The sequence below is a fragment of the Oricola cellulosilytica genome (assembly GCF_019966575.1).
GTDB lineage: Bacteria > Pseudomonadota > Alphaproteobacteria > Rhizobiales > Rhizobiaceae > Oricola > Oricola cellulosilytica.
In genome coordinates, this window is record NZ_JAINFK010000001.1 from 857,742 (window position 1) to 881,329 (window position 23,588).

Consider the following 23,588-nt stretch of genomic DNA (forward strand, 5'->3'; position numbering starts at 1 on the left):
GTCACGGGAGCGGTCTCATGGGGTCAAACGGAAAGAGCAGAGAAACGAAGACGATCAATCTGGCGCTACAGGGAGGCGGATCACACGGCGCCTTCACTTGGGGCGTGCTGGATGCGCTCCTGGAGGACGGTCGGCTCAAGATCGACAGCATTTCGGGAACGAGTGCGGGTGCCATGAATGCCGTTGCGCTGGTAGACGGCTGGGTGCGCGACGGTGCGGAGGGCGCGCGCCAGTCGCTGTACGACTTCTGGTTCGCTGTCAGCAAGAAGGGACGCTTCTCGCCGATTCAGCGGACGGCGCTGGATGTGCTGTGGGGGAGCTGGAACCTTGAGTTTTCGCCGTCTTACCGGGCCTACAACCTGTTTTCGCGAATGTTCTCGCCCTATGATCTCAACCTGCTCGATCTCAATCCTTTGCGCGATGTCGTCGACGCCGAAGTCGACTTCGATCATGTTCACACCTGCTCCGACATCAAGGTTTTTATCTCGGCGACGAATGTCTGGACCGGCAAGGTACGCGTATTCCGGCCGGAGGAACTTACTCCGGACGTGGTGATGGCGTCTGCCTGCCTGCCGACGGTGTTCAAGGCGGTCGAGATCGAGGGAATCCCCTATTGGGACGGGGGGTTCGGGGGAAACCCTGCGCTTTTCCCGTTTTTCTATGAAACGGACACTGAGGACTGCCTGTTGGTGCAGATCAACCCGATCGAGCGGCGAGCGACTCCGAAAACAGCACTGGAAATCCAGGATCGGATGAACGAGATCACCTTCAATGCTGCACTGCTGCGCGAGTTCCGGGCGATCGAGTTCGTTCGGAGGCTCAAGGAAGACGGCAGGCTGGAGGGCACAAGCTACCGGACACTGCGGATGCACCGGGTTTCTGCCGATGCGGTGGTGGAAGATCTGTCGGCCTCGACGAAGATCAATGCGGAGTGGGATTTTCTGCAGTATCTGCACGGCATCGGCCGTGCGGCGGCACAGGATTTCCTCGATGAGCATTTCAACGCGATTGGCGAGAAAGCGACTCTCGATCTTTCCGAGGAGCTCAGCCCGGACATCCTGCCCGATCGGCGAAGAAAGTCGATCGGCGGTCACATGCGCGAGGCCATGACGCGGCTTCGCCCGGGCGGTGGGTAGGATTTACCCTTTCGTCAGGGCATTGCTCACGAAGGCGACAAGATTGCGGACGTCGTCTTCAATCGGCTTGCCGCGTAAATAGTTGGACTTCATGCCCTCCATCGCCTGCATCACGATGGATGCGACGGCATGTGCGTCGACACCAAGAGGTTCGAGTGAGACCTCGCCAGTTCGCGCGGCTTCTTCAATCCCCTTGGCAATTACTCCGATCAGGGACTGACACCATTCTTCCTCGATATCGCTGGCAATCTCCTCGTTGACGCCGATTAGCTCCATGCCGTGCGGCGTGGCGTCGATCTTGCGATGCATGGAAAGTATGCTGACATCCAGTGCGTCGTAGAGACGCTCGGAAAATGGCTTGGCGCCGTGGAACGCCGAAATTGCCTCTGTCGCAGTAGATTCCAGGAGACTACGGCTCAGGCCCCGGAAGATCTCCGACTTGTTGCGGAATATCTGGTAAAGGGCCGGCCGCGACATGCCTGCAGCCCGAGCGATATCGTCCATCGACGTCTTGCGAAAACCGTAGTTGATGAACACGTCGAAGGCGGCCGAGAGAATCGTCCCGCGTTTGTCCGGTGAAGTTTGAAGCATCATGACTTGACGATATGACAGTTTTCGTTATTTTGTCAATTTGTCAGGTTGCCGATCCACAGAAGGTCGGACACCGCACGTTCCCGCAAGTCACCTTGAAATGAGCATGTCGATGAAACTGGTTGTCAATGGAGAGACGCTCGATCTGGATGTCGATCCGGAGATGCCGTTGCTCTGGGCTCTGCGCGACGTCGCGGGGGTCAAGGGCCCGAAATTCGGGTGCGGCGTGGCGGCCTGCGGTGCCTGCACCGTGGTGATTGACGGTATGGCCGTGCGGTCCTGCTCGTTACCGGTCGGTGACGTCGATGGGGACGTGCGGACGATCGATGGTCTGGTGAGAGACGGCAGAATGCATCCGGTGCAGAAGGCCTGGATGGACGAACAAGTTCCGCAGTGCGGCTACTGTCAAGCCGGCCAGATCATGAGCGCTGTTGCGCTGCTCGAGGAGATCCCCCATCCAAGCGACGCTGAAATCGACGATGCCATGCAGGGTAATCTCTGCCGTTGCGGGACCTATCCCCGCATTCGGTCGGCGATCAAGAAAGCCGCGGCCGCGATGCCGGTAACGCTGGACGCGGAGACCTGATCTTGGGCAAGATTCTTCGGCGAACGTTCCTGGTGGGCACCGGCGTCATCGCTGGCGGCCTTGCTGTGGGCTTTTACACGGGATTCCGTCCACATGAAAATCCACTGGAGGCCGGGTTGGCGGACGGCGAGTCGACGTTCAACCCGTTTGTTCGCATCGATGCCGGCGGGAAAATTCATGTGATCGTGCCGCGCGCTGAAATGGGGCAGGGCGTTACTACGACACTAGCCGCGTTAGTGGCCGAAGAACTGGGTGTAGGGTTGTCGGCAGTCGAGGTCGAGCACGGTCCCGCCGCCGGCGCTTATTATAACAGCGTCATGCTCGAAGAGAGCGGACCATATCCGGTTTTCGCCAAGACGCTTCTGGCTGAAACCACGCGTGCTCTGTCCGGGGCGACCGGCCGGTTACTCGGATTGCAGGTGACTGGCGGTTCCTCGTCGGTGCGCGACGCGTTCGAAAAGATGCGCCACGCTGGCGCCGTCGCGCGGTATCTTCTCCTACAGGCGGCATCCGAAGAGATGGGCGAGGCAGTACCGGACCTGTTAATCGAAGGGACCGAGGTCGTATCCGCCAGTGGCGAGCGCGTTTCGCTGGGCGTAATCGGACCGAAGGCGGCCCTGATCAAGCCACCGAGCGACCTGGCATTGAAGGATCCATCCGAATGGACCCTTCTCGGTAAGCCGCAGCAGCGCACCGACCTGCTCGCCAAGGTAACAGGGGCGCCGATCTTCGGCATCGATACCGATCTTCCAAACATGGTTTACGGCACGGTCAGAATGTCGCCTCGCTTGGGTGCCGGCATCCGATCTTTCGACATGGCAGCAGCGGAAGCAATGCCGGGCGTGATCAAGATCGTGCGGATGGACACCCAGACAGGCACGGGATTTGGCGTCATCGCGGAAAACACCTGGGCGGCTTTCCAGGCGGCGCGGGCGATCGACGTCGAATGGGAAGATGCGCCTTATCCGGACGATACGAACGCGATCATGGAGGTTTTCAGGGGGCGGCTGGACAGTGGCGCTGCGGGTTCGTCCTATCGGGATGATGGCGATGTTGAGGCCGCATTCGCTGACGCGCCGGCGGATTTGGTGCTGACAGCGGATTATGAGGTTCCCTATCTCGCGCATGCGGCGATGGAGCCCATGAATGCAACGGCATGGTTGCGAGACGGAAAGCTCGATATCTGGGCTCCGAACCAGGCGCCGACGGTTATCCAGACGGTTTGCGCCGGAATTGCCGGAATCGACGCCCAGGACGTCGCGGTCAATACAACCTACCTTGGAGGTGGCTTCGGACGCCGCGGTGAAGTCGATTTCTCGATCTATGCGACTTTGATGGCCATGAATTCCGACGGGCGGCCTGTCAAGGTGACGTGGACCCGCGAAGAAGATACCTCCCACGACACCTACAGGCCTGCGGCTGCAGGACGGTTTCGCGCGCGTGTCGACGCCGACGGCGCCGTTGAGGCCCTGGACATGCGAATTGCGACGCCCTCGATAATCAAGAGCGTCGGTCGACGCACGTTCCCGTCTTTGCCAACGGGCGGTCCGGAGCGGCTGCTGACCGAAGGCGCTTTCGACCAGCCGTATACAATTCCTAATTACCGGGTCACGGGCGTCGAAACCGAAATGCCGGTTCCGGTCGGTTTTTGGCGTTCGGTTGGCTATTCCTTCAACGGATATTTTCACGAGAGCTTTCTCGACGAAATCGCGGAGAAGACCGGACAGGATCCGATCGAGATGCGGATTAGGCTGATGAGCGCCCATCCCGAAGCGGTGATGGTGATGAAGAAGCTTGCCCAGATCTCGGGATGGGCGCGCCGCCTGCCGGACGGCCGGGCAAAGGGCGTGGCGTTCACGCTGTCTTTTGGTTCGTATGTCGGCGAGGTCGTGCAGGTGGCACAAACACCGAGCGGCATCCGGGTCGAAAAGGTCTGGGCCGTCGCGGATGTGGGCCGCGCTCTTGATCCCGGCATAGTGAAGTCCCAGATCGAATCGGGAATTGTCTTTGGGCTTTCCTCGGCCCTCGGTCAGGAGATTACCATCTCCGACGGAAGGGTAGAGCAACAGAATTTCTACGATTATGACGCAATGCGGATTCACCAGTGTCCGGAATTCGAGGTGGTAATACTGGAAAATGCGGAGACAATAGGGGGCGTGGGCGAGATAGGCACGCCGCCTTCGATTCCCGCGCTAGCGAATGCCATATACGCGCTGACTGGTGAGCGTATACGAACGATGCCCTTGGGCAATCACATCGCCTTTACCTGAAACGTAGATCCGATCCCGGCGATCGGCTCAACCTTGGGGAAAGATGATCGATTTCGCGATTTTTCGGAATCGCGCGGCCAATAGGCCAAAAATGTGAAACCTCATCGTGTCGCGCACACGCTGCAGTCACTCAAGCCGCCCGCACGGGCGATCGGAAAGCCGATGAAAGCAAATCGTTATGTCGCCATACTGGTGTTCCTCGGTTCGGCCGCATGGATTGCAACCGGAGAGTTTTCCTTCGTTGGCAGTGCCATAGGCAACGAGGAAGAGAAGCCTGTCGAGGTCACCGCTACGGCCGAACAGGCGGACGATGCGCTCGCGATCGTCGGCACAGCCGTCATTCCGCAGGTTGAGCACGCTCGATCGGTAAAGGTGTCCGGGGTAACCAGGGCCGACAAGGAGACCGTGCTCACATCGCGCACGGGCGGAGTAATCGGCGAGTTGAATGTCGAACAGGGTGATGCGGTGAAGAAGGGCGATGTGATTGCTAGAATCGCACCTGAAGGCCGCGATGCTGCTGTCCGAACAGCGGAGCAGCAACTGGAGCAGGCGAAAGCCGAGGCCGATGCCCGATTGCGCCTCGTGGAGCGGGGCACCCTGCCCAAATTGCAGGCTGATGCGGCAGTATCGGCTTTGCGGGCGGCCGAGAGCCAGGTCGAGGCGGCCAAGGCCGAACTGGAACGCCTCGAAGTGGTCGTTCCCTATGACGGCGTGATTGATGTCCTGCAGATTGAGGAGGGTGCTTCAGTGAACGGAGGCACCCCCGTCGCGACGCTTATCGCGCTAGATCCGATTGTCGGCATCGGCGAAGTCAATGAGGGCGATCTTGGCGTGGTCGAAGTCGGCGATGACGCGCAGTTGCGCCTGGTTACGGGTGAGACGGTTGCAGGCAAGGTGCGCTATGTCAGCCGTGTCGCGCAGAAAACGACGCGTACATTCACTGTGGAAGTCGAAGTTCCTAATCCGGATCTGGTGATCCCTGCGGGAATGACCGCGGAAGTCATTCTGCGGGGCCGGCCGGTGCTGGCAACTCCTGTTCCGCGGTCGGTTATCGCACTGAACGACGACGGAGAGCTGGGTATCCGGTCGGTCGATGATCGTGATCGGGTCGTGTTCCACCCGATCGACATCGTTGACGATTCCACAAGCGCACTGATCCTCGGTGGCATCCCCAAAGGTGCTCGCGTCATCGTGGCCGGCCAGAATTTCGTCGCGGATGGAGAGAAGGTCAAGGCTGTCGAAAGTGACCGGGAAACGATCGAGCGGCTGATTGAGGAAGCCAGGACGGGAGCGTTATAATCGTGATGAGTTTTCTCGACGTTGCGGTGAAGAATGCGCGGCTGACCGTTACCGCGCTGCTGTTCTTTCTTGTCGCTGGTGCTGTCGCCTATGTGAACATCCCAAAAGAGGCCGAGCCAGACATCCAGTTTCCGGTGATCTACGTCTCGCTGTCACTACAGGGTATTTCGCCGGAGGATTCCGAGCGCCTGCTTGTCCGGCCGGTCGAAACTCAGGTGAAGAGCATCAAGGGAATCGATAAAATCACGTCAAGCGCGTACCAGGGCGGTGGCAACGTATTAATCGAATTTGATCCGGACTCCGATCTTTCGACCGCGCTGGAAGACGTGCGCTCGAAGGTTTCGGACGCCAAGAGGCAGTTTCCCGCCGGTGCCGACGAACCGACGGTGAACGAAGTCAACATCTCCGAATTCCCAGTCTTGGTGGTCACGCTTTCCGGCAATGCGCCAGAGCGCCTTCTAACCCGCACGGCCAAAGATCTGCGTGACCGGATTGAGGAAGTGACCGGCGTGCTCGAGGGCAAGCTGCAGGGCTCGCGCGACGAGATGGTGGAAGTGATTATCGACCCGGTCAAGCTGTCCTCCTACGATCTGCAGCTCGACGCGCTGATTGGCGGCGTCGTTGCAAATAATCAGCTGGTTGCCGCCGGAACGCTGGAAGGTAGCGAAGGCAAATATGCGGTCAAGGTTCCCGCACTTATCGAAACCGTCGAAGATGTTGCCAATCTGCCGATTGCTGCCTCCGGTAATGCGGTTGTCCGTGCACGTGACCTCGCCTTGATCCGATCGACTTTCGAGGACGCCGAATCGATCGCCCGACTTAACGGAAATCCTGCCATCGCGATTGAAGTCTCGAAGCGCGCGGGTGCGAACCTGATCGAGACTGTCGATGCAGTGAAGGCGACCGCGGAAGCCTTTAAGCCGTTCCTCCCCGCCGGCGTTGAGGTGAGTTATAGCCAGGATAAGTCGACCGATATCCGCAACATGCTCGACGACCTGCAGAACTCGGTTCTGACGGCCGTTATTCTGGTGTTCATCGTTATTTTGTTCTTCCTCGGGTTCCGATCGTCGATTCTTATCGGAATGTCCATCCCGACGGCCTTCCTGATCGGCATTCTCGGCATCTCGCTCGCCGGGTTGACGGTCAACATTGTGGTGCTCTTCAGCCTGATCCTCGCCGTCGGAATGCTTGTTGATGACGCCATCATCGTGACAGAGTACGCCGAACGAAGGATGAGCGAGGGCATGAAGGCCGGCCCGGCCTTTTCGGAGGCGGCGCGCCGAATGTTCGGCCCGGTCGTCGTCTCGACGCTCACCCGTATTGCCGCTTTCTCGCCGCTCCTGTTCTGGCCGGGCATCGTGGGCGAGTTCATGCGCTATCTGCCGATTACCCTGATTGCCACGCTGACAGCCTCGATGGTGTATGCGCTTTTGTTTGCGCCGACGCTCGGATCGATCTTTGGCAAGGCGCATGTCGAAGAACGCCAACCGGATGGCCCCTACATGATGCTGGTCGGACGAGCCGTCCGACATCCGTTCGTCACGATGGGTTTCGTCATGACGCTGATGGCCGCGGTGATCTTTGCCTTCGCCAGCAACAACAAGGGCGTTGAGTTCTTCCCGAACGTCGAGCCGGAATATGGCCTCGTCTATGTTCATGCGCGGGGGAATTTGTCGCTTGAAGAGCAGGACGAGGCGGTTCGCCTGGTTGAAAGAAAGATGCTTCAGTGGCCTGGGGTCGAGACCGTCTATTCGCGGGTTGGAAGAACGCTTGGCGGCGGGGGTGGGTTCGGCGGCAGCGTCGACGAGGATGTCATCGGCACGATCCAGTATGAGTTCGTCGACTGGCGCGAGCGCAAGCCGGCGAGCGAGATTCTGACCGACTTGCGCGGGGCCTTGGCCGGTTTGCCAGGTATCGAGGCCGAAGTCTCGGTTCCGGATGCAGGGCCCCCACAGGGCAAGCCAATCCAGGTTGAATTGTCCGCCGACGACCCGTCGGGTCTTGACGATGCGGCAAAACAGGTAGCGAATTATCTGGCATCGATACCGGAAGTGATAGACCTTTCGGACGGCCTTCCCCCACCGTCAATCGACTGGGAATTAAGAGTCGACCGCACCGAAGCGGCCAAATACGGCATCGGACCGAACTCTGTTGGAACGGTCGTCCAGTTGGTGACAACCGGCTTGAAATTATCCGATTACCGTCCTGCGGGCGCCGACGATGCGGTTGACATCCGCCTTAGGCTGCCGGAAAACCGGCGAACCCTTTCAACGCTCGATCAATTGCGCATCGAGACGCCGCAAGGTGCGGTGCCGCTCGCCAATTTCGTGTCCCGCGAACCGGCGCGCAGCCTCGGAACCCTGACCCGCCTCGATGGCACGCGGACGATCACGGTTTCGGCTAACCTGGTCGAAGGCTCGCAGGATTCGGTTTTCCAGGCGAAAGTTGCGGACGCGATCCCAACTCTCGATCTGCCGGAAAACGTACGCTGGAAACTGGCGGGCTCAAATGAAGAAAGTGCCGAAGCATCGGCATTTCTGAGCCAGGCATTCGGCGTTGCGATCTTCCTGATCTTCGCGCTGCTGCTCGCCCAGTTCAACCGCTTCACCTATGTGTGGCTGGTGCTGACAGCGGTGGTGATGTCAACGGTGGGCGTGCTGCTGGGCCTCTTGGTTATGCAAATGCCGTTCTCGATCGTCATGACAGCAGTTGGCACGATCGCGCTCGCGGGCGTGGTGGTGAACAACAACATCGTCCTGATCGACACCTATGCCCATTTGCGCAATGAGGGCTGGGACAAGCTGGAGGCCGTGCTTGAAACCTGCCGTGAGCGTGTGCGGCCGGTGATGCTCACGGCTGTGACCGCCATTCTCGGCGTGCTGCCGATTGCTTTCGGGGTCAATCTCGCTTTGCTCGGACACGAGGTTACGATCGGCGCTCCGTCGACCCAGTGGTGGATTGCGCTATCCAGCGCGATCGTTTTCGGCCTCGCCTTCTCGACCTTGCTGACGCTTGTGGTCACACCAGCCGCGCTGATGGTCTTCACCCGGGATAACGAATGGATGGCCGACGAGCGGCCACTTCTTACCAAGCTGATTGGGCGCAGAACAAAGGTGGTGAAGAAGAGTACCAGCCCAGCGAAGGGCGAGCCGCAGACGGGGGTCGCTTCTCCGCGGCCGCCGCAAGTCGAGGACCCGTTCGAGGACTATCCCGAATATCCGAAGGCGGCGGAGTAGAATCAACAAGGCCGACGTTCAACGTCGGCCTTCCTTGTTACCCGCGCGGACGTTTTCTCACCGGACCGTCACCGGCGCGGTTTCTCTCAGGCCGCTTGCTTTTTGGGTTGGATCAGGCTGCGATTGACGAGCACCTCAGCGATCTGGACGGCATTAAGCGCCGCGCCCTTTCGCAAATTGTCGGACACAACCCAGATGTTGAGACCGTTCTCGACAGTCGCATCCTCGCGAATGCGGCTGATGAAGGTCGCATCCTCCCCGGCGCTCTCATAGGGGGTTATGTATCCGCCATCCTCGTGCTTGTCGATGACGAGACAACCCGGCGCCTCACGCAATATCTGGCGCGCCTCGTCTGCAGAAATCGGATTCTCGAACTCGATGTTGACCGATTCCGAATGACCGATGAAGACAGGCACGCGCACGGCGGTGCAGGTCACCTTGATCTTCGGATCGAGCATCTTCTTGGTCTCGGCCAATACCTTCCATTCTTCCTTGGTGTAACCGTCATCCATGAACACATCGATGTGCGGAATGACGTTGAAGGCGATGCGCTTCGGGAACTTCTTGTTTTCCAGCGTATCGGCGACGAACACCGCACGGGTCTGCTGGAACAGTTCGTCCATCGCATCCTTTCCCGCTCCGGAGACCGACTGGTACGTCGAGACGACGACACGCTTGATTCGGGCTCGGTCGTGGAGCGGCTTCAATGCGACGACGAGCTGCGCCGTCGAGCAGTTCGGATTGGCAATGATGTTTTTCCGTGTGAAACCCTCGATCGCGTCGGCGTTGACCTCGGGTACGATCAGCGGCACGTCGCTGTCGTAACGATAAGCCGACGAATTATCGATCACCACGCAGCCCTTGGCCGCGATCTTCGGCGACCATTCCTTGGAGACGGTTCCGCCAGCAGACATCAGGCAGATGTCGGCTTCCGCGAAGTCATAACTTTCCAGTGCGCGGACTTTCAGCGTTTTTTCGCCATACGATACCTCCTGGCCGATCGAACGGCGAGAGGCGAGCGGCACGATGGTGTCCGCCGGGAAGCCGCGTTCTTCAAGAATATTCAACATTTCGCGCCCGACATTGCCGGTTGCGCCCGCGATAGCGATGGTGAAGCCCATGGCTTGTCTTCCTGCTCTTCTCTCCCCGTCGCTTGGAAAGCACCACTCGTCCCGCCCCCGGGAGAGTGTGGGGCGGAGCGGTCAGTACGTCTTGGTGGTCTTCGACGATGCAGTGCTCATGGTGTCGGCGTTTTGCTGCAGACCGAGGCGAATGTCAATCGGACGCGCCAAGCGCGCGCTTGGTGCGTACCGGCTTCGCGGTTGCCGCTCATGCCGTGGCGTATGCCTTTACGATGGCGTCGCCCATCTGCGAGGTGGAGACCTTCGTACAGCCGTCCGACATGATATCGCCGGTGCGGAGGCCCTGGTCGAGGACATTCGAAATTGCCTTCTCGACCCGATCGGCAGTCTCGATATCGTTGAACGAGTAGCGCAGGCACATTGCGAATGACGCAATCATTGCGATCGGATTTGCGATGCCTTGTCCGGCAATGTCCGGAGCCGAGCCGTGCACCGGCTCGTAGAGCGCCTTGCGCTTGCCGGTCAAAGAATCGGGGGCGCCAAGCGAGGCCGAGGGCAGCATGCCGAGCGAACCGGTCAGCATGGCTGCGACATCGGACAGCATGTCGCCGAAGAGATTGTCGGTAACGATGACGTCGAACTGCTTGGGCCAGCGCACGAGCTGCATGCCGCCGGCATCCGCGAGCATGTGCGTCAGTTCGACATCGCTGAATTTTTCCTTGTGGGTCGCCGTGACGACCTCGTTCCAGAGGACGCCGGATTTCATGACATTGCGCTTTTCCATCGAGCACACCTTGTTGGAGCGTGTGCGCGCCAATTCGAAAGCGACACCGGATATCCGCTCGATCTCGAAGGTGTCATAGACTTGCGTATCGATGCCGCGTTTCTGACCGTTTCCGAGATCGATGATCTCCTTGGGCTCACCAAAATAAACGCCGCCCGTAAGCTCGCGAACGATCAGAATATCCAGGCCCTCGACCACGTCGGGTTTGAGCGAGGATGAGTCGGCAAGCGCGGGATAGCAGATCGCCGGACGCAGGTTGGCGAACAGGGCCATATCCTTGCGCAGCCGCAAGAGCCCCGCTTCAGGCCGGACCTCGTAGGGCACGCCGTCCCATTTCGGGCCGCCGACGGCTCCAAACAGCACGGCGTCTGCCGCCATCGCCTTCTTCATGTCATCGTCGGAGATCGCCTGGCCATGCGAATCATACGCCGATCCGCCGACCAGACCTTCATCGATGGAGAAACGTGCCTCCTCTACCTCATTCATGTGCGCGATCAATTTGCGCACCTCGGTCATTGCCTCGGGGCCGATGCCGTCGCCGGGCAGCAGGAAGAGAGAACGCGTTGTCATGAAAAGCACCCGTTATGTCTGATGTGGCTAGCGCAATAGATGCAGGCGCACGGGAATTCAACCGCTCTGTGGTATCGACAAGGCGACAACGCCCGGTCAGCGCCGAAGGGCCGTGACCTCGATTTCGATTCTCATTTCGGGCCGGACAAGGGACGCGACGATCATGGTGGCCGCCGGACGAATACCCGCGAAATACTCGCCGAGAATCGGGAATACGCTTTCTGCGTCGGCGGGGTCGGTAACGACGTAGTGGGCGCGGATAATGTCGGACCGCGCGAATCCGGCCTCGGCAAGTGCGGCGTCGATGGTCGCAAGACAATTGGCGGCTTGCGTCTCCACATCGCCCGGCATTTCCATTGTTTGATAATTATATCCCGTCGTGCCCGATACGAAGCACCATGGTTCCTGCACGACGGCGCGCGAGTATCCGGCCTGTTTCTCGAAAGGCGAGCCGGTAGAGACAAGCCTCCTGGTTGCCGTCAAGCCTTCTGCTCCTTCCGGGTCCTTGTCGCCATGCCGATCTTGTCGCGTTCCAGCATCAGCGCCGTCATCCTGCGCATAGCATCCCCAATGATTTCGCAGTGTTCCGGCGAGGAGACGGACATGACCTCGTCGATCAGATCGGACTGGATGGCAATGGCGCGTTTGGCCAGGGCCTTACCCTGGGCGGTCAGATGAAGCCGGAGGACCCGTCGGTCGGCCTGGTCCGGCCTGCGCTCGATCAGTCCGCGCTCCTCCATCTGCGGCAGCAGCATCGTCATGTTGGAGCGGCCGACCAGAAGCTTGTGCGCAAGGTCCTGCTGGCTGATGCCTTCCGAGCGCATCAGATTGACGATGATGTCGAGGTGAGGGGGCTTCAGATCAAGCGGTTTCAACTCCCGGGCCAGAGCCTGCTGGACAAGCTGGCAGGCGCGCGCCACAGCCACCCAGTTGCGAAAACGTGGGTTGTCCCACATCTGTACTTGCATTTCGTTCATAGTTGTACAATTCTGTTCAGTATTGAACATGAGGGATCTGAGCCGATGTTGCACGTCATAGATGTCATTGCAAAGCGGGCGGTCGGATTTTGTGGGCGTGTCTGGCCAAAGACCACCGCCAATTTCGCCTTCAGCGTTTTCACCAGAACCGCGCGAAGGAAAAACAGGAGATATCCCGGTGATATACCGGAAAACGCCGAGCAGGCAATGCTGCCGGTTCCCGGGGGCGTCGTCTCCACGTGGCTCCTCCCGGCAACGACGGCTTTTCGGGGCCGGGTGCTGTTGGTTCACGGCTGGAATTCCCGGTCGGCTCACCTGGTCCAGCTGGCGGCCGCTTTAACGAGCAGCGGAATGGAAGCTGTTCTTCTGGACTTGCCCGGCCATGGCGCTTCGAGCGGGCGGCATTTGCACATGGGCAAGGGGATCGAGGCTATCGATGCAGCCTGGCGGCACTATGGCGGGTTTAATGCCTTGGTCGGCCATTCTTTCGGAGGGGCGGTTGCGCTTAACGCTGCCGTCGGCGCTTTGATATGCGTACCGGCCCGCGTGCCCGAAACCCTTGTTATGCTGGCCGCGCCAAATTCCCTGCCGGCGTTCTTCCGCTGGTTCGGCCGGCAGATCGGACTTCCTCGGGCCGCACAGGAATCCTTCGAGCGTAAAGTGCTCCACATTCTGGGCCGGTCCATCGAAACGATCGTGGGCGCCGAGCAACTGAAAGAGTTCCACCGGCCCGTATTGCTTGTTCATGACATGGACGACAAGGACGTGCTCTATGCCGACGCGCTCAGAATGGCACGGGCGGGATCCCATGTGCGACTGCACACGACGAATGGGCTGGGCCACAGACGAATACTCAAGAGCGCGGATGTTCATCGTGTCGTGTGCGACCATCTGAGGGGCGCCGGCGCAGGCACAACACCGCTCGAATTAGCCGGGAACTGCGCGTAACTGACGTTATGCGGCCTTGAAGGCTATGACCGCGTTGGTCCCGCCGAAGGCAAAAGCGTTCGACAGGGCGACTGACACCGGGCGACGCCTCGCCTCATTGGGCGTTACGTCGAGATCGCAGTCGGGATCAGACTCCGTGTAGTTCACCGTGGGGGGTACGATACCGTAACGGATTGCATTTATGCAGGCGATCGCTTCCAGCGCCCCGGATGCCCCAAGGCAGTGGGCGTGCATCGACTTCGTGGAGGATAAAGAGAGCGCGTCGGCATGTTTGCCGAATACCGCCCGGATCGCCTCGGTCTCGATCTTGTCGTTCGCCTGAGTAGACGTGCCATGCGCATTGATGTAGTCGACATCCTCCGGCGAAAGCCCGGAATTCTCCAGGCAATCGCGCATGGCAGCAACCGGCCCCTCCAATGTCGGCGAAACAATGTCGCTCGCATCCGCGGAGAAACCCGATCCGGCGATTTCGGCAAGAATCGTCGCGCCGCGCGCGTTGGCATGTTCGAGGGTTTCGAGAACGAGGGCCCCCGCGCCGTCGCCAAGCACCAGCCCCTCACGATCGGCGGAAAACGGGCGGCAGCCAGTCTTGGCAAGGATGCGCATGGATTCCCACGCCTTCAGCACTCCGTAGGAAAGTGGTGCCTCCGACCCGCCTGCGACCACCGCGTCGGCGCGTCCGAGAACCAGAAGGTCGACTGCGCTCGCGATAGCGTGATTGGACGACGAACAGGCGGAGGTGACGCCGAAGACGGGGCCGGTGAGGCCATGGGCCATGCTTGTCTGCACCGAAGGCGAAGCAGGCATAGCCTTCGGGACGGTAAAGATATCAGTCCGCTTCTTGCCTTCGCGGAAGACCGAGCGATAGCTTTGTTCGACCGCGTCTCCGCCATATACGCCGGTTCCGATCACGGCACCTATACGCATTTCCGGCATTTGACCGGCGTCGAGACCGGCCTGACGCAACGCCTCGCCGGACGCGAGTACGGCGAGAAGTCCGAAGCGTCCCATCGTCGCAAGCTGACGCCTGTCGAGATCATGACCGGGGAGTTCCGCAATTTCGCCCGCAATGGAGACCTTGAGGTCGTCCTTATCGGGAATCGTCAAAGGGCCGATGCCGCAGGTGCCCTTCCGCATCGCGGCCCAGATCTCGTCGGTATTCTTGCCAAGGCAGCAAAGGCCACCCATTCCGGTAACGACGATGCGGGGACGAGTCATCAGGCGTTGTGGGTCACGAGTTCGGAGACCGCGTCGGCGACGTCGCCCACGGTCTTCAGCTTTTGCCAGGCCGCGGCGGCGTTGAGTTCGATCTCGATGTCGAATTCATCCTCGAGATCAAAGATAATTTCGGCAAGTTCAAGCGACTGGACATCGAGATCGGCAAGGACCGTCTCGGCCTTGATTGCGTCGGCATCGAGTTCCGCCTTCTCCGCAATGATGCGTTTTGTCGTATCCAGTACTGTGGTCATTGCGATGAAAGCTCCGTTGGCCGGTCGCCATGGCGATGGCCGGTCCCAGACGCTCCTTTTGCGACGAAGGTAAACACGCTGTCAATCAATCCGGGGCCTCGCCGGACAAGCATGTTCGCGAGCGCTTGCCGACGATTCAGGCCCAGGGGCGGTTCTCGTTCAATTGCTTTTCGAAGCGATCGATTTTGGCCGCCTTTTCCATCGTCAGGCCAATGTCGTCCAGTCCGTTCAGGAGGCAATGCTTCTTGAATGCATCGATTTCGAAGGTGACCACGCCGCCGTCAGGTCCGCGGATTTCCTGCGCCTCGAGATCGACGGTGAGCGTGGCGTTCGCCCCGCGCTCGGCGTCGTCCATCAGCTTGTCCAGATCCTCCTGGCCGACCACGATTGGCAGGATGCCGTTCTTGAAGCAATTGTTGTAAAATATGTCGGCGAAGCTGGTGGAGATCACGCAGCGGATGCCGAAATCGAGCAACGCCCAGGGCGCATGTTCGCGCGACGACCCGCAGCCGAAATTGTCTCCGGCGACGAGTACCCGGGCATTTCGGTAGGCGGGTTTGTTCAAGACAAAGTCCGGGTTCTCTGTACCATCTTCGTTGAGACGCATCTCGGCAAAGAGTCCGGCGGAAAGCCCGGTCCGCTTGATCGTCTTCAGGTAATCCTTGGGGATGATCATGTCGGTATCGACATTGATGATCGGGAGGGGCGCAGCAACGCCGCTCAGCGTGGTGAATTTGTCCATCGAGTCCGCTTTCCGCTTGGAATATGAGGCGGACTTAGCAAAGCATGGGCGAAAAATGAAGCGCTCTGAAGTCATATGATGTTGCGCTCGGCAAAGGGGCGCCGTTCCGCGACGCGGAATGGCGAAAACGCCGCGCAGTCTGTGGTACGGTACTCGCCGAAAAGCAGCAATTCGGCGAGCGCTTCTCCCCCGGCGGGTGCCTGCTGAACGCCATGGCCCGAAAATCCGGTAATTGCATATAGTCCTTCGACTTCGGCGAGGGGACCGATGAGGGCGTTCTGGTCGAAGGTGTTGTAGTCGTAGTGACCCGCCCAGGCGGATTGCAGCTTGAGCGTCTCGAAGGCGGGAATGCGCGCTGCCAGAAGTGGCCACAGGATTTCCTCGAAGATTGCCCACTCGGGTTCGAAATCATCGGGGTCGGCGCGGCGATCCATCTCGGCGCCAGGCGAAATTCCGGTGATATAACCCTCGCCTTCCGGCCGCACATATAATCCGCTCGGATCGACGGTGAGCGGCATATCCGCAAAACAATCCCTGGCCTTGAAAAAGAATACGGTTCGCTTGCGCGGCTCGACCGGAAGATTTGCGCCGGCGGACCTCGCCAGATCGCCTGAGTTCGCGCCGGCGGCGATGACGACCCGATCGAACGGCCGAACTCCCTCGGCAAGGCGCAGGCCCGTGACATGTTCGCTGCGCGTCTTGATCTCCAGAATCTCAGCGCGTTCGAATGTAACCTGCGGCGCCTCCCTAAGATCGGTATGCATGGCGGACAGGAGCGCCATTGCATCGAACCAGCCTTCGCCCGAGCAGCCGTAGGTCCCGGCGGCGATATCGCCGGTGTCGAGCCAGGTGAAGCGTTGCTTCAGTTCGGCTGGCAGGAGGAGCTCGATATCCGCACCGCATCGCCTCTGTATTTCGTGATTGCCCCGCAACGTGGCGAGGCCGGCTTGGGAGGCAAGGAGCAGATAGCCGTTCTCCCTGAACGAGAAATCGCACGCAGCAGCGAAAGACGTTTTTCTCCCCCTTATGAGCCGAAGCGTCCTCTGCGACAGGAGGATGTTTTCGGCGCGCGAAAACTGCTGGCGAAGACCCGAGGCGGACAGGGCGGTTGCGGCGCGCGCAAAGCCGGGGTCACGCTCAAAGACCGTGATCGGTCCCGGATACCCAAGCCGCACGAGATGCCACGCGGTTGCGGCGCCGGCGAGCGCGCCACCGACGATTGCTATACTGGAACGGTTCGGGTCGATCCTTTTCATTCCGGCGACGCTGGCCTGCGCCGGCTCAACGCGTCAAGCGGATTTGCAGCTTGTCGCCCCTGCCGCGTTCGTGGCAGAGAAAACCATGTCCGTGCGTCCTCTTCGTCTCCGCCGCTCCGTTCTCTTCGTGCCCGGCAGCAACGCCAAGGCCATGGCAAAGGTCAGGTCGCTTGCTTGCGACGCGCTCATCTTCGATCTGGAGGACGCGGTGGCGCCCGATGCCAAGGACGCCGCACGGGAAGCGCTGCGGGCGTATTTTCACGAGAACCCGGCGATACGGTCCGAGCGGATCATACGGATCAACTCCCTGTCGACGCGAGACGGGCCTGAAGACCTGCTCACGGCGCGCGCCTGCATGCCGGATGCGATCCTGATTCCGAAGGTCGACGTGCCAAGCGATGTGGCGGATGTCGCCGACATGCTGGCCGAGGCCGACGCCGGCGAGGAGCTCCGGCTCTGGGCGATGATCGAGACGCCGAAGGCAATTCTCAATGTGGCGGCGATCGCCGAACGGGGCGAGACGACGGGTTCGCGGCTGGATTGCCTGGTGGTCGGGCCAAATGATCTCGCGAAGGATCTGCGTATGCCCGGAAGTTCGCGCACGGCGCTGACGCCGATGCTGAGCGAGGTCGTGGTTGCGGCAAGGGCTTTTGGTCTGGATGTGCTTGATGGGGTCTTCAATGCTTTCAGGGATCCCGAAGGCCTAAGAGCCGAGTGTGACGACGGCGCGCGCATGGGTTTTGACGGCAAGACGCTGATTCACCCGGGCCAGATAACGGTGGCGAACGAGGCATTCGGCATGTCGGACGCCCGGATCGAGGAAGCTTCCGCCATCGTCGCGGCCTACGACCGGCCCGAAAACGTTACCGCCGGCGCCATCGCGCTTGACGGCCGGCTGGTGGAACGGTTGCATCTGGAAGAAGCGCGACGGACGCTGGCGCTGGCCGCAATGCAGGGCCGCAACGAGGAGTAGATAGCGATGCAGCTTTACCGCCTGCTCACCGGACCCGACGATTCGAGTTTCTGCCACAAGGTCAGTGAGGCGCTTGCGAAGGGCTGGACGCTGCATGGTTCGCCGGCTTACGCGTTCGACGCTGTGACGCATCAGCTGCGTTGCGCGCAGGCAGTGGTGAAATCCGTCGAGGGAAAGTCCTACGATCCCTCGATGAAGCTCGGCGAGCAGTAGGCATGGCGCGATTGCCACGGGTTTTATTGCGAGCAGCGATAACCGCGCTCCTGTTGACCGGGGCATCGCCCGCAGCTACCCAGCCACGATGCGGCCTGGCCCTGGTGTTGGCGATCGATGTTTCCGCCAGCGTGGATGCAACGGAATATAGCCTGCAGATGAATGGTCTCGCGGACGCGCTGCGCGCGGATATCGTTCGCGAAGCAATCATCGAGGCTGGCGGCATACAGGCGACCGCGTTCGAGTGGAGCGGCCGGAACCAGCAGATCGAGATCGCGCCATGGTCCTTTGTCGCCACCGATACCGACATTCTCGATTTCGCTTCCAGGATCGCGGCCCATGAGCGGCGTTTCGACGAGTTTCCGACAGCGCTCGGTTTTGCACTCGGGCATGCAGCGATTCGCCTGTCGCAGGCCCCTATCCAGTGCGAGCGGAGCGTCGTCGACGTCTCCGGCGACGGGGTGAACAATGACGGATACGAGCCGCCGCTTGCCTTCGCGAATTTCGATTTCGAGAATGTCACGGTCAACGGACTGGTGATCGCGGGCGAGCAACCCGACCCAGTCGCCTACTACCGATCCAAGGTTATCCATGGCCCAGGCGCTTTCGTCGAGGTTGCCGCCGATTTCGCGGACTACGAGGCGTCGATGAAGCGAAAGCTGCTGCGCGAAATCAACGGCGCCGCCCTGTCGATGGCACAATGAACGAAGCCGCGTAACCATCCGAGCAACAATGTCCGAAAACGCCTATGTCACGCTCGTCACCAATCACGATTATGCCGATGCGGCGATCGCGCTCGTGCGCTCGCTGGCGCTGACCGCAACCGATGCGGACATCGTGGTGATGCATACCGGGGCGGTGGCCGACAGCGATCTCGAACCCTTGAGGGCACTCGGCGCACTCTGCGTAGAGGCGGCCCTGCTCGACACCTCCCCCGCCTTCAATGCGCGGCATGGACGCGCCCGCCTGCACGCCAATGCGCCATTCACCAAGGGGGGAAAGCCCGCCTTCCATACGCCGCTCGACAATTTCGCCAAGCTGCGGCTGTGGCAACTCGATACCTACCGCAACTGCGTATTCATCGACGCCGATGCGATCGTGCTGCGCAACATCGACCGCTTGTTCGGCTATCCGGAATTCTCCGCCGCGCCGAACGTCTATGAAACCCTCGCCGATTTCCACCGGCTCAATTCCGGCGTATTCACCGCCAAACCGTCGCAGACGACATTCGCGTCGATGATGGAGCGTCTGGACCAGCCGGACATCTTCTGGAGGCGCACCGACCAGACGTTTCTCCAGTCGTTCTTTCCCGATTGGCACGGCCTGCCGGTGTTCGACAACATGCTGCAATATGTCTGGTTCAACATGCCGGAACTGTGGGACTGGAAGTCGGTGCGCGTCGTTCACTATCAGTATGAAAAGCCGTGGCAGGCCGATCATCCGAAGCGCGACCGCCTGCGGCCGCTGATCGATCTCTGGAATGCCTATCGAACGGGCGAGGATATTCCCGATATCGACGCGCTGGCCCATCCGGAACCCGGAAGTTGAAAACGGCACTGGTGAGCGGCGGGACGGGCTTTGCCGGACGCTTCATCGTAGAGGCCCTGCTTGCCGCGGGATACGCAGTCACGGTGACGGGGCGCACCTCCCCGGAAACCGGGTTCTTCTCCCAGCCGGTAAGGTGGATCGAAGCCGGTCTCGAGCCGGATCTACTTCCGGCCGGCATGTTCGACGGCGTCGACGCCTTCGTTCACGCCGCATTTCACCACGTGGCTGGAAAATACCGCGGCGGAGAAGGTGCAGATCCCGAGGCTTTCCGCCGGCTCAATGTCGGCGGATCGGTCGCGATGTTCGCGGCTGCAACGGCGTCTGGCGTCCAGCGCGCCGTCTTTCTTTCCAGTCGCGCCGTCTACGGCACCCAGCCACCCGGCGCGGTGCTCAAGGAAGACACTACAACTCGGCCCGACACGCTTTACGGACAGGTCAAATGCGAGGTCGAACTGGCGCTGCAGGAGCTCTCGAATTTCGCCTCCTTACCGGTTTCCCTGCGGGTCACGGGGGTCTACGGCCCCGCCGGACAAGGAAGGTTTCACAAATGGCGCGACCTTTTCGACGATTACCTGGCCGAAAGTCCGATCGCGCCGCGCGCCGCCACGGAAGTTCACGGCGAGGACATGGCGGCGGCCGTTCGCCTGATGCTGGAGGCGGATCCGGACGACATCCGGGCCGCAAGTCCCGGCCTCGTCTTCAATGTCTCCGACATTCTTCTCGACCGGCGCGACCTGCTCGGCGAATATGCGCGGCTGACGGGCTGCAAGGGCCCGCTGCCCGGCCACGCGGAGGCGCCGGGCTTCAATGCGATGGACTGCACGCGTCTGCGGGGCCTCGGCTGGCGGCCGCGCGGACATCTCGATCTGACCGGTCTCGTCTGAGCGCTTGCGCACGATGAACTGACGACGCTGATGGCGAAGGCGGGGCGCTTAACCGGCCGGATGGCCAGTGTGCCGTTGAAGCGTTTCCGGTCGGGTGACTTGCGGAAGCGCCCGCTTTGCCGCTTAGTGACGCCGAGAGCACCAGGCAGGCATGATGGAACACGTACTTACACCGGAAAATCTCGCAGAGCATCTGCGCATGGTTGTGGCCACCGGGAAGATCGGTGTGTGGGATCTCGACCTGACGACGGGCCATGCCTGGCGAAATGCCCGGCACGACGAGATATTCGGCTATGAGGAACAACTTCCGGAATGGACGTACGATCAGTTTCTCGAGCATGTCGTCGAGGCTGACCGCGAGCGCGTCGACGGATTGAACAAGGCGGCGATGGAGGCGGGGGAGCCCTGGTCCTTCGAATGCCGCATCGATACGAGCACGGGCGAGCGCCGCTGGATTTTCGCCCATGGCGAGCCGTTGCAGGACCACTCCGGCGCGACGATCAAGTTCATCGGCCATGTCATCGATATCACCAAGACCAAGGAAGCGGAGGAGCAGCTCAGGCTGGTGACGGACGAGTTGAACCACCGGGTGTCGAACTTCGCCAACATGCTGCTTTCGATCATCAAGCTTTCGGCCAAGGGCTCCCCGGCCGTTGAGGAATTTGCAGCAACGCTTGCGGACCGAATCAAAGTGCTGGCGCGCAACCAGGTCATTCGCCCGGACGAGCAGTCCGCCGGGGTCACGGCCGCACGGATTATCGAAGCGGAGATCAGCCCGTTCGTGACCGGCGAAGACCGGTTCGTGGCCGATTTCGACGAGGACATCCTCTTGCGGGAGAGGATGGCGCAGAACTTCTCATTGGTCGTGCACGAACTGCTCACAAACGCCTGCAAATACGGAGCCCTTTCCTCCAGCCAGGGGATGGTGGCGATCACCTTGAAACGCACCGAGAATCCGAGACGAGCGCGTTTCCGGTGGACGGAGACCGGAGGCCCGGAAGTCACAGAGTCCGGCATGCCCGGCTTCGGAACCAAACTCATTCGGACCGTGCTGGGCGGAGCCGTCGACATCGACTATTGCAAAACGGGATTTCGCTGCGAGTTCCTGGTCGACGTTCTTGCCTAGCATGCGGTGCGCGGCCCGTGTCACGCATTCTGCGATCAGGAGCGCCGGGCGCTCCGTCGGGGGGTTGTGCGAGGCGGCGAAGCCGGTGCCGCACCGTGACAGGCCGCCTCCCGCCAATGTTTCGTGCCGCCCAACCTTGACTCCCGCCCCCGTTTCCGCCATAGGCGCGCCCGAATAGCGAAGAGTTGAAACTCCGAGCCACCGACCGGGACGCCGCCAAACGGACGATCCCGGAGGTCAACACCCGGCAGCGCGATGCGCCCCCGGGTGCTTTCCGGCTTTGGGGTTTCGAACGCCTCCGCTGATGCCTACCTTTCGGGAGAGACCGAAAGTGGAGAGAAACGAATGTTTGAATCGCTTCAGGACCGCCTTGGTTCGATCCTGAATAATCTGACCGGGCGCGGCGCGCTGTCGGACAAGGACGTGTCGGCTGCGCTGCGCGAGGTGCGGCGCGCGCTGATCGAGGCCGATGTGGCGCTCGAGGTCGTGCGTGCGTTTACGGACCGCGTGCGCGAGCGGGCCGTGGGCGCCGACGTTCTCAAGAGCGTCAAGCCGGGCCAGATGGTCGTCAAGATCGTTCATGACGAACTGGTGGAGATGCTGGGCGCGGAAGGCGAGGTCATCGATCTCAATGCGCCGGCGCCCGTCGTCATCATGATGGCCGGCCTCCAGGGTTCGGGAAAGACGACGACAACAGGCAAGATCGCGAAGCGTCTGTCCGAGAAACAGGGCAAGAAGGTCCTGATGGCATCGCTCGACACCCGCCGTCCGGCTGCCCAGGAACAGCTCAAGCAACTCGGCGAGCAGACCGGCGTCGCTTCCCTGCCGATCATTGCCGGTCAGTCGCCAGTCGACATCGCCAGGCGCGCCGTTCAGGCGGGCAAGCTTGGTGGCCATGACGTGGTCATCCTCGACACCGCCGGCCGCACCCATATCGACGAGCCGCTGATGGTCGAGATGGTCGATATCCGCAAGGCGGCCAATCCGCACGAAGTGCTGCTGGTGGTCGACTCGCTGACCGGTCAGGATGCCGTCAATCTGGCCAAGAGCTTTGACGAGCGCATCTCCGTTACAGGTATCGTGCTGACCCGCATGGATGGCGACGGCCGCGGCGGCGCGGCGCTGTCCATGCGCGCTGTGACCGGCAAGCCGATCAAGCTGATCGGCACCGGCGAGAAGATGGATGCGCTGGAGGAATTTCATCCCAAGCGCATCGCCGACCGCATTCTCGGCATGGGCGACATCGTCTCGCTGGTCGAAAAGGCCGCCGAGAACATCGACGCGGAAAAGGCCGCGGCGATGGCCAAGAAGATGCAGGACGGCAAGTTCGACCTGAACGACCTCGCCGACCAGCTGCGCCAGATGCAGAAGATGGGCGGCATGGGCGGTATCATGGGCATGATGCCCGGTATGGGAAAGATGAAGGACCAGATGGCCGCCGCCGGCATGGACGACAAGATGTTCGGCCGTCAGATCGCTATCATCCAGTCGATGACGCCGAAGGAACGCGCCCACCCGGAACTGCTCAAGCACAGCCGCAAGAAGCGCATCGCCGCCGGCTCCGGCACCAACGCCGCCGAGATCAACAAGCTTTTGAAGATGCAGCGCCAGATGGCCGACATGATGAAGTCCATGAGAGGCAAGAAGGGCGGCGGCGTGATGGGCAAGATGATGGGCGGCCTGGCCGGCAAGATGGGTCTGCCGGGCGGCGGGATGGGCGGCATGCCCGATTTCGCCAACCTGGACCCGAAGCAGCTCGAGGCCCTGCAGAAGCAGGCACAGGCGGCCGGTCTCGGCGGTCCAGGCGCAGTGCCGAAACTGCCGGGCCTCGGTGGTCCGTCCCTGCCAGGCATGGGCACGGGCCCGGGCCTGCCCGGCCTGCCGAAGAAGAAGTGAGG

22 protein-coding genes are annotated in these 23,588 nt (G+C 60.9%); 13 read left to right on the forward strand and 9 right to left on the reverse strand.

Annotation, left to right across the window (positions count from 1 at the left end; all coding sequences use genetic code 11):
• The first annotated feature begins 17 nt into the window (after window positions 1-17).
• Window positions 18-1,136 carry a patatin-like phospholipase family protein gene (locus LC298_RS04135; protein WP_131564401.1) on the forward strand — a complete coding sequence of 373 codons (1,119 nt, stop codon included), beginning with the start codon at window positions 18-20 and terminating at the stop codon, window positions 1,134-1,136.
• A gap of 3 nt (window positions 1,137-1,139) precedes the next feature.
• Here LC298_RS04135 and LC298_RS04140 read toward each other — a convergent pair whose 3' ends face one another.
• Window positions 1,140-1,727, reverse strand: coding sequence for a TetR/AcrR family transcriptional regulator (locus tag LC298_RS04140; protein WP_158284653.1), 588 nt, complete (start codon window positions 1,725-1,727; stop codon window positions 1,140-1,142).
• 112 nt (window positions 1,728-1,839) lie between these two features.
• On the opposite strand from LC298_RS04140, the gene LC298_RS04145 reads away from it, so the two are divergent.
• From LC298_RS04145 to LC298_RS04160, 4 genes are all read left to right on the forward strand, one after another.
• Window positions 1,840-2,313: a (2Fe-2S)-binding protein gene (locus tag LC298_RS04145; RefSeq protein WP_131564397.1), complete on the forward strand. Its 474-nt coding sequence runs from the start codon at window positions 1,840-1,842 to the stop codon at window positions 2,311-2,313.
• A 2-nt stretch (window positions 2,314-2,315) separates the two neighbouring features.
• Window positions 2,316-4,583 carry a xanthine dehydrogenase family protein molybdopterin-binding subunit gene (locus LC298_RS04150; protein ID WP_131564395.1) on the forward strand — a complete coding sequence of 756 codons (2,268 nt, stop codon included), beginning with the start codon at window positions 2,316-2,318 and terminating at the stop codon, window positions 4,581-4,583.
• 162 nt (window positions 4,584-4,745) lie between these two features.
• Window positions 4,746-5,882 carry an efflux RND transporter periplasmic adaptor subunit gene (locus tag LC298_RS04155; protein ID WP_131564393.1) on the forward strand — a complete coding sequence of 379 codons (1,137 nt, stop codon included), beginning with the start codon at window positions 4,746-4,748 and terminating at the stop codon, window positions 5,880-5,882.
• A 5-nt stretch (window positions 5,883-5,887) separates the two neighbouring features.
• On the forward strand, window positions 5,888-9,118 hold the full coding sequence (locus LC298_RS04160) for an efflux RND transporter permease subunit (RefSeq protein WP_131564391.1): 3,231 nt from the start codon (window positions 5,888-5,890) through the stop codon (window positions 9,116-9,118).
• A gap of 86 nt (window positions 9,119-9,204) precedes the next feature.
• Here the strand turns inward: LC298_RS04160 and LC298_RS04165 are convergent, their stop codons facing one another.
• From LC298_RS04165 to LC298_RS04180, 4 genes are all read right to left on the reverse strand, one after another.
• Window positions 9,205-10,239: an aspartate-semialdehyde dehydrogenase gene (locus LC298_RS04165; RefSeq protein WP_131564389.1), complete on the reverse strand. Its 1,035-nt coding sequence runs from the start codon at window positions 10,237-10,239 to the stop codon at window positions 9,205-9,207.
• Window positions 10,240-10,447: 208 nt separating this feature from the next.
• Window positions 10,448-11,554: a 3-isopropylmalate dehydrogenase gene (leuB, locus tag LC298_RS04170; RefSeq protein WP_131564387.1), complete on the reverse strand. Its 1,107-nt coding sequence runs from the start codon at window positions 11,552-11,554 to the stop codon at window positions 10,448-10,450.
• A gap of 96 nt (window positions 11,555-11,650) precedes the next feature.
• Window positions 11,651-12,037 (reverse strand): RidA family protein, encoded by a 387-nt coding sequence (locus tag LC298_RS04175; protein WP_131564385.1) that lies wholly within the window; start codon window positions 12,035-12,037, stop codon window positions 11,651-11,653.
• Window positions 12,034-12,531 carry a MarR family winged helix-turn-helix transcriptional regulator gene (locus tag LC298_RS04180; protein ID WP_199223160.1) on the reverse strand — a complete coding sequence of 166 codons (498 nt, stop codon included), beginning with the start codon at window positions 12,529-12,531 and terminating at the stop codon, window positions 12,034-12,036. Before LC298_RS04180 ends, LC298_RS04175 begins: the two co-directional genes overlap by 4 nt.
• A 207-nt stretch (window positions 12,532-12,738) precedes the next feature.
• On the opposite strand from LC298_RS04180, the gene LC298_RS04185 reads away from it, so the two are divergent.
• Window positions 12,739-13,479 carry an alpha/beta fold hydrolase gene (locus LC298_RS04185; protein WP_223385550.1) on the forward strand — a complete coding sequence of 247 codons (741 nt, stop codon included), beginning with the start codon at window positions 12,739-12,741 and terminating at the stop codon, window positions 13,477-13,479.
• A 6-nt stretch (window positions 13,480-13,485) separates the two neighbouring features.
• Here the strand turns inward: LC298_RS04185 and LC298_RS04190 are convergent, their stop codons facing one another.
• The 4 genes from LC298_RS04190 to LC298_RS04205 form a co-directional block, all read right to left on the reverse strand.
• Window positions 13,486-14,697, reverse strand: coding sequence for a beta-ketoacyl-[acyl-carrier-protein] synthase family protein (locus LC298_RS04190; RefSeq protein ID WP_131564379.1), 1,212 nt, complete (start codon window positions 14,695-14,697; stop codon window positions 13,486-13,488).
• Complete coding sequence (locus LC298_RS04195) at window positions 14,697-14,948, reverse strand: phosphopantetheine-binding protein (protein ID WP_131564377.1); 252 nt, start codon at window positions 14,946-14,948, stop codon at window positions 14,697-14,699. The genes LC298_RS04190 and LC298_RS04195 overlap by 1 nt, the downstream gene beginning before the upstream one ends.
• Before the next feature lie 136 nt (window positions 14,949-15,084).
• Window positions 15,085-15,690, reverse strand: coding sequence for a 3-isopropylmalate dehydratase small subunit (gene leuD / locus LC298_RS04200; RefSeq protein WP_131564375.1), 606 nt, complete (start codon window positions 15,688-15,690; stop codon window positions 15,085-15,087).
• A 71-nt stretch (window positions 15,691-15,761) separates the two neighbouring features.
• Window positions 15,762-16,946 carry an NAD(P)/FAD-dependent oxidoreductase gene (locus tag LC298_RS04205; RefSeq protein WP_131564373.1) on the reverse strand — a complete coding sequence of 395 codons (1,185 nt, stop codon included), beginning with the start codon at window positions 16,944-16,946 and terminating at the stop codon, window positions 15,762-15,764.
• Between the two features lie 85 nt (window positions 16,947-17,031).
• Between LC298_RS04205 and LC298_RS04210 the strand changes: the two genes are divergently transcribed.
• The 7 genes from LC298_RS04210 (at window position 17,032) to ffh (ending at window position 23,586) form a co-directional block, all read left to right on the forward strand.
• Window positions 17,032-17,919, forward strand: coding sequence for an HpcH/HpaI aldolase/citrate lyase family protein (locus tag LC298_RS04210; protein ID WP_131564371.1), 888 nt, complete (start codon window positions 17,032-17,034; stop codon window positions 17,917-17,919).
• Between the two features lie 6 nt (window positions 17,920-17,925).
• On the forward strand, window positions 17,926-18,132 hold the full coding sequence (locus LC298_RS04215; RefSeq protein WP_131564369.1) for a DUF1737 domain-containing protein: 207 nt from the start codon (window positions 17,926-17,928) through the stop codon (window positions 18,130-18,132).
• A gap of 2 nt (window positions 18,133-18,134) precedes the next feature.
• The gene (locus tag LC298_RS04220; RefSeq protein ID WP_131564367.1) at window positions 18,135-18,836 is read left to right on the forward strand and encodes a DUF1194 domain-containing protein; all 702 of its coding nucleotides are present in this window, start codon (window positions 18,135-18,137) and stop codon (window positions 18,834-18,836) included.
• Window positions 18,837-18,864: 28 nt separating this feature from the next.
• Window positions 18,865-19,680, forward strand: a complete 816-nt coding sequence (locus LC298_RS04225; protein ID WP_131564365.1) for a glycosyltransferase — start codon at window positions 18,865-18,867, stop codon at window positions 19,678-19,680.
• Window positions 19,677-20,564, forward strand: coding sequence for an NAD-dependent epimerase/dehydratase family protein (locus LC298_RS04230; RefSeq protein ID WP_131564363.1), 888 nt, complete (start codon window positions 19,677-19,679; stop codon window positions 20,562-20,564). Before LC298_RS04225 ends, LC298_RS04230 begins: the two co-directional genes overlap by 4 nt.
• Window positions 20,565-20,715: 151 nt before the next feature.
• Window positions 20,716-21,690 (forward strand): sensor histidine kinase, encoded by a 975-nt coding sequence (locus tag LC298_RS04235; RefSeq protein WP_131564361.1) that lies wholly within the window; start codon window positions 20,716-20,718, stop codon window positions 21,688-21,690.
• Between the two features lie 345 nt (window positions 21,691-22,035).
• The gene (ffh, locus tag LC298_RS04240) at window positions 22,036-23,586 is read left to right on the forward strand and encodes a signal recognition particle protein (protein WP_131564359.1); all 1,551 of its coding nucleotides are present in this window, start codon (window positions 22,036-22,038) and stop codon (window positions 23,584-23,586) included.
• The last annotated feature ends 2 nt before the right edge of the window (window positions 23,587-23,588 follow it).

Excerpts from the sequence above, each read along its gene's own strand:
- leuB (WP_131564387.1), bottom strand. The coding sequence starts at position 11,554 with ATGACAACGCGTTCTCTCTTCCTGCTGCCCGGCGACGGCATCGGCCCC.
- LC298_RS04195 (WP_131564377.1), bottom strand. The coding sequence starts at position 14,948 with ATGACCACAGTACTGGATACGACAAAACGCATCATTGCGGAGAAGGCG.
- LC298_RS04185 (WP_223385550.1), top strand. The coding sequence starts at position 12,739 with ATGCTGCCGGTTCCCGGGGGCGTCGTCTCCACGTGGCTCCTCCCGGCA.
- LC298_RS04205 (WP_131564373.1), bottom strand. The coding sequence starts at position 16,946 with ATGAAAAGGATCGACCCGAACCGTTCCAGTATAGCAATCGTCGGTGGC.
- ffh (WP_131564359.1), top strand. The coding sequence starts at position 22,036 with ATGTTTGAATCGCTTCAGGACCGCCTTGGTTCGATCCTGAATAATCTG.
- LC298_RS04225 (WP_131564365.1), top strand. The coding sequence starts at position 18,865 with ATGTCCGAAAACGCCTATGTCACGCTCGTCACCAATCACGATTATGCC.
- LC298_RS04220 (WP_131564367.1), top strand. The coding sequence starts at position 18,135 with ATGGCGCGATTGCCACGGGTTTTATTGCGAGCAGCGATAACCGCGCTC.
- LC298_RS04165 (WP_131564389.1), bottom strand. The coding sequence starts at position 10,239 with ATGGGCTTCACCATCGCTATCGCGGGCGCAACCGGCAATGTCGGGCGC.
- LC298_RS04140 (WP_158284653.1), bottom strand. The coding sequence starts at position 1,727 with ATGCTTCAAACTTCACCGGACAAACGCGGGACGATTCTCTCGGCCGCC.
- leuD (WP_131564375.1), bottom strand. The coding sequence starts at position 15,690 with ATGGACAAATTCACCACGCTGAGCGGCGTTGCTGCGCCCCTCCCGATC.
- LC298_RS04160 (WP_131564391.1), top strand. The coding sequence starts at position 5,888 with ATGAGTTTTCTCGACGTTGCGGTGAAGAATGCGCGGCTGACCGTTACC.
- LC298_RS04145 (WP_131564397.1), top strand. The coding sequence starts at position 1,840 with ATGAAACTGGTTGTCAATGGAGAGACGCTCGATCTGGATGTCGATCCG.
- LC298_RS04155 (WP_131564393.1), top strand. The coding sequence starts at position 4,746 with ATGAAAGCAAATCGTTATGTCGCCATACTGGTGTTCCTCGGTTCGGCC.
- LC298_RS04135 (WP_131564401.1), top strand. The coding sequence starts at position 18 with ATGGGGTCAAACGGAAAGAGCAGAGAAACGAAGACGATCAATCTGGCG.
- LC298_RS04190 (WP_131564379.1), bottom strand. The coding sequence starts at position 14,697 with ATGACTCGTCCCCGCATCGTCGTTACCGGAATGGGTGGCCTTTGCTGC.
- LC298_RS04180 (WP_199223160.1), bottom strand. The coding sequence starts at position 12,531 with ATGAACGAAATGCAAGTACAGATGTGGGACAACCCACGTTTTCGCAAC.
- LC298_RS04215 (WP_131564369.1), top strand. The coding sequence starts at position 17,926 with ATGCAGCTTTACCGCCTGCTCACCGGACCCGACGATTCGAGTTTCTGC.
- LC298_RS04235 (WP_131564361.1), top strand. The coding sequence starts at position 20,716 with ATGATGGAACACGTACTTACACCGGAAAATCTCGCAGAGCATCTGCGC.
- LC298_RS04210 (WP_131564371.1), top strand. The coding sequence starts at position 17,032 with ATGTCCGTGCGTCCTCTTCGTCTCCGCCGCTCCGTTCTCTTCGTGCCC.